General features: G+C 43.0%; 3 protein-coding genes. All 3 read left to right on the top strand.

From position 1 onward, the window contains the following. The first annotated feature begins 74 nt into the window (after nt 1–74). Nucleotides 75–389, top strand: a complete 315-nt coding sequence (gene tnpA / locus AC59IL_RS38855; RefSeq protein ID WP_496557655.1) for an IS66 family insertion sequence element accessory protein TnpA — start codon at nt 75–77, stop codon at nt 387–389. A 3-nt stretch (nt 390–392) separates the two neighbouring features. Continuing rightward, nucleotides 393–752: an IS66 family insertion sequence element accessory protein TnpB gene (gene tnpB / locus AC59IL_RS38850; RefSeq protein ID WP_496557654.1), complete on the top strand. Its 360-nt coding sequence runs from the start codon at nt 393–395 to the stop codon at nt 750–752. A gap of 174 nt (nt 753–926) precedes the next feature. After that, the coding region (gene tnpC, locus AC59IL_RS38845; RefSeq protein ID WP_496557653.1) for an IS66 family transposase at nt 927–1866 on the top strand (940 nt) is incomplete at its 3' end.

The raw sequence follows: 1866 nt of genomic DNA, 5'->3' as shown, positions 1-1866 counted from the left end.
GTATCCCTCCGGGAAGTTGAAAAGCTTTTGTTAAGTAAGCAATTAAATTTACGGTTCACCAATACAGAGAACCGATGCATGAAGCCAAAAGGCCCAATCCCAAACGAGCCGCACAGGAAATGTTATCCCTGGTACAGGAACAGCAGGCCGGTGAATTACCGGTAAAAGCATTTTGTGAGTTGAAAAACATATCAGAAGCTTGTTATTACTACTGGCGCAAGAAATATATGAATAGGGCAAAACCAGCCAAAGAGCCGCAAGCAGAAAATTTCAGTCTGTTACAAATGCACGATGATGAACAAAACGATGCCACGTTGTTCGCAGAATATAAAGGACTGAAATTGTACCGGGAGGTGCCGGTAAGTTATTTAAAAGAATTAATGAGATAACCGGTGTTACAAACAAACCATGCCACCCGGTATCTGCTGTATCATAAATGGGCCGACATGCGAAAAAGTTTTGACGGGCTGTGCGGGTTGGTAACCAACGAATTGAATATGACCATAAAGTTGGGCGATGTTTTTATATTCTTCAATAAACGACAGACTCATATCAAACTGCTGCAATGGGAAGGAGACGGTTTTAGCCTGTATTATAAACGCCTGGAATCAGGCACTTTTGAGATGCCAGGCTGCATGCTGGAAGGCACGCATAGTGTTATCAGTAACAAGCAGCTGTTACTTATCTTACAGGGGATCTCCCTGAAAAAAGCGCACTACCGAAAGCGGTATATTACCGCCGCAAGCGTCTGAGAATTGAATATTCGAATTGCGGAGTTTGTTGCGAAGTTAAATAAGTCGCTGTAGGGCCGTTAAAAGAAATTTTTAAAATCAGTTTTTGGGCCTTGTTTATCCACGTTTGCGCTGTATAACTTTTATGCCGCTCATTACAAGATAATACTTGCCGGCCGCTCTATCTTTGGAACAATGTCAGCCGGTGGCGAACATATCAATTACAAAGAGCTGTATGAAGCATCTTTACAGATGAATCAGCAACTGCTGAAATCAATCGAAGCGCAACAATCACAAATACTTACCCTTCAACACCAGATACAACAACTTACAAAACTGGTCAAGGGCTTTAAATCAGAACGTTTTGTTCCTTCCGGCATAGCACAACAGCAAAAAGAACTGGGGCTTATATTTGAAGAAGAGGCAGCCAGTACTAATCTGTCGAATGTTCAACAAATTAGTTATACGAAAGTAAAAAAACAACCGGTTGCCCCTGAGCCACAAAAAGGGTTGCCAGCCGACCTTAAGAGAATAGTTACCATAATAGAACCCAAAGAAGATGTAAGCCATTGCGAGAAAGTGGGAGAAGAAGTTATTGAAACACTGGATTACCAGCCTGGTGAGCTAATAGTAAACCGTACTGTTATTCCTCAATACCGCTGTAAAGCAGAAAATAAAAAGGATGCAACCCGCCTGGTACAGGGAAGCCGTCCCCCACGAGCTATTCAAAGAACGATCGCCGATCCCGGACTGTTAGCGCTAATAATTATTGATAAGTTTATAGATGCATTACCGTTAAACCGCCAGCTGGAAAGGTTTAAACGACATGGCGTACAAATACCATACAGCACCATAGCCGATTGGGTAAGGCTGGTGGCTGAAGCAATAGAACCGCTGGCTGACGCACTGTTACGCGACATGCTGCGTTATAATTACTGGCACGCCGATGAAACCGGTATAGCAGTACTGGACAACACAAAAAAGAAAGAAACTCATCAAGGCTATTTTTGGACCTATAAAGCAGGCAATGCTCCATTGATCTATTATGACTACCAACCCGGACGAGATGGTGAGCGACCGCAATGGATACTCAATCAGTTTAACGGTCATTTGCAAACTGATGGGTATAGCGTGT

Source organism: Niastella sp. sgz303648, from assembly GCF_059587045.1.
The sequence above is the reverse complement of the archived record's forward strand: the minus strand, read 5'-3'. Positions and strand labels throughout refer to the sequence as shown.

Bases quoted from the DNA above. Each gene is read 5' to 3' on its own strand.
- tnpA (WP_496557655.1), top strand. From the start codon at position 75: ATGCATGAAGCCAAAAGGCCCAATCCCAAACGAGCCGCACAGGAAATG.